This is a genomic window from Frankia sp. CcWB3, assembly GCF_977927595.1.
Genome location: NZ_CDWRCK010000288.1, coordinates 3,229 through 4,901, shown reverse-complemented (window position 1 = coordinate 4,901; position 1,673 = coordinate 3,229). Strand labels below are relative to the sequence as shown.

Here is a 1,673-nt window from a genome sequence, read left to right as displayed (position 1 = left end):
GCGCGGCGGTCAAGTGATCATTTTTCCGGGCGGGCGGGGAAGTCGCGGGTGATCACCAGGATCAGTGCGTCGGTGGAGACGATTCTGGTCTTCGACTGGGGCACGATGCTCTCGATGCCCGGCATCGCCTCCTTCAGGGCTCGGGCGGCGTCGTCGTCGTCGTAGAAGACCGTCGTCACCGGGACGTTGTAGATCGACTGGTAGTTGCCCACCCGCTCGACCCGGAACCCGGCCGACTCGACCTGCTTGGCGGCCACCTCGGCGAGCCCGGCGACCCGCGAGTTGTTCAGGACGACCACCGGGGCCGTGGCCTTCGGTCCCGGCGGGGCCGGCGGCTTCGTCGCGGTGGACGCGGACGGCGCCGGCGTCGGTTCCAGGGACGCCGGCGCCGTCTTCGTGGCCCCCGGGCCGGGGGCCGGGGACGTGGCCGCCGCGCGGTGCGGCGACGGGGCCGGAGTGGTCCGGCCGCCGCCGGCTTGGTCCGTGCCCGGCCGCGCCGAGTGCGTCGGGGCCGCGACCTGGGTGGTGGAGCCGTCCGCGTCGGACGGGCCGTTCAGCAGATTGACCACCAGGATGCCCGCGAGTACGGCGAGAACCGCGACGACGCCCGCGCCGAGGGTGTGGAGCCGGTCCGGGCGCCGCCGGTGGGGACGCCGCGGCGGTGCGTTCGTGGCAGGTGTCATGCGTGGTCTTACCCCTCGGCCCGGTCACGTCGGCCGGATCGGGCCGCCCGACGTTGCTCCCGCAGCCGGCGCAGCCGGCGGACCAGCATCGGATCGGCTATCAGCGCGGCTTCCGAATCGATCACCCGGTTTAACAACTGGTAGTAGCGTGTTGATGACAGCCCGAACTCGGCCCGGATCGCCTCCTCCTTGGCTCCCGGGTGACGCCACCAACCCTGCTCGAAGCGCAACATGCGACGATCGCGATCGGACAGTTCGTTGGGTGGGACGTCCGCCCGCGCTGGTTTCTCGGGCGCTGGTTTCTCGGGCGGCAGGCTCTCGGGCGGTAGGCTCTCGGGCGGTAGAGGGTGTGCTGCCTCCACAGCGGGACCTCCTCGGGACGCATCCGGGACGATGGGCGCGATGGTGCGCCGACGTACCACGCCCGGTATGGTGCGCCGCCCACTATTTCACCCCGTGGGTCCGACATCCTCGGCGTCTCTGGCGACACACGTCCCGCCCGCGGTCCGGCCGCCCGACGCGGATCTGATGAGACGCTCGCGGGAGGCTCCCACCTGGTCCTGGCCAGGTCAGAGTTCCGGCCAGGTCAGAGCGCCCCGATTGGCTGTCATTGGCACCGATTGGCACCGATTGGCCTCCGGGCAGGCGGGGCACGCCGTGTGGTGACCTACTCTTGGCCGGTGAGCCGGCGCTTCACCCGCACCACCGAGGACTTCGTCTGCCTGGTCTGCGGGACGGCCGTGCGTGGTGACGGGTACACCAACCACTGCCCGTCCTGTCTGTCGTCGCGGCACGTCGACGTCAACCCCGGCGATCGGGCGGCGCGGTGCGGCGGTGTGATGCGGCCGGTCGCGGTGGAGAGCCGTACGCACGATCTGGTCATCACGCACGTCTGCGAGCGGTGCGGGCATCGGCGCCGCAACCGGTCCGCTCCGGCGGACGATCGCGACACGCTGCTGGCGGTCGCCGCCGCGGTCGCGCAGGCGGCGA

General features: G+C 71.8%; 3 protein-coding genes. 1 reads left to right on the top strand and 2 read right to left on the bottom strand.

Annotation, left to right across the window (positions count from 1 at the left end; all coding sequences use genetic code 11):
- Positions 1–17: 17 nt before the first annotated feature.
- Both ACY5KJ_RS17615 and ACY5KJ_RS17610 read right to left on the bottom strand, forming a co-directional pair.
- Positions 18–683, bottom strand: coding sequence for a LytR C-terminal domain-containing protein (locus ACY5KJ_RS17615; protein ID WP_462186153.1), 666 nt, complete (start codon positions 681–683; stop codon positions 18–20).
- 8 nt (positions 684–691) lie between these two features.
- Positions 692–916: a DUF3263 domain-containing protein gene (locus ACY5KJ_RS17610; protein WP_462186154.1), complete on the bottom strand. Its 225-nt coding sequence runs from the start codon at positions 914–916 to the stop codon at positions 692–694.
- Positions 917–1,363: 447 nt separating this feature from the next.
- Here ACY5KJ_RS17610 and ACY5KJ_RS17605 point away from each other — a divergent pair.
- The coding region (locus ACY5KJ_RS17605; RefSeq protein WP_462203883.1) for an RNHCP domain-containing protein at positions 1,364–1,673 on the top strand (310 nt) is incomplete at its 3' end.